Below are 283 nucleotides of genomic sequence, written 5' to 3'. Positions count from 1 at the left end.
ATCCCAGCCCATGGGATGCAGCACGTTGAAGCCCTTGGCCCGGCGATAGCGCGCCACCACGTCGCCCAGGGTGTAGTTGCGCACATGGCCCATATGGATGCGCGCGGAGGGATAGGGGAACATCTCGAGCACGTAATAGCGCGGACGCGGATCCTCATTCCTGGTTTCGAAGATCGCCTGGTCGGCCCAGATCTTCTGCCATCTGGGCTCGGCGTCGCGGGCGTTATAGCGCTCGGTGGTCCTGGGGGAGGGAACTCGGAGTTGAATAGTCAACTGACAGTTG

The 283-nt window shown here is 61.8% G+C and carries 1 protein-coding gene; it reads right to left on the bottom strand.

Going from position 1 to position 283, the window contains the following annotated elements:
• On the bottom strand, nt 1–267 hold a 267-nt coding region (locus ACZYTC_RS34415; protein ID WP_488991776.1), incomplete at its 3' end, for a class I tRNA ligase family protein.
• Nucleotides 268–283: the final 16 nt, after the last annotated feature.

This window comes from Labrys sp. F242, from assembly GCF_057813875.1.
This window is presented reverse-complemented; position numbering and strand designations above follow the sequence as displayed.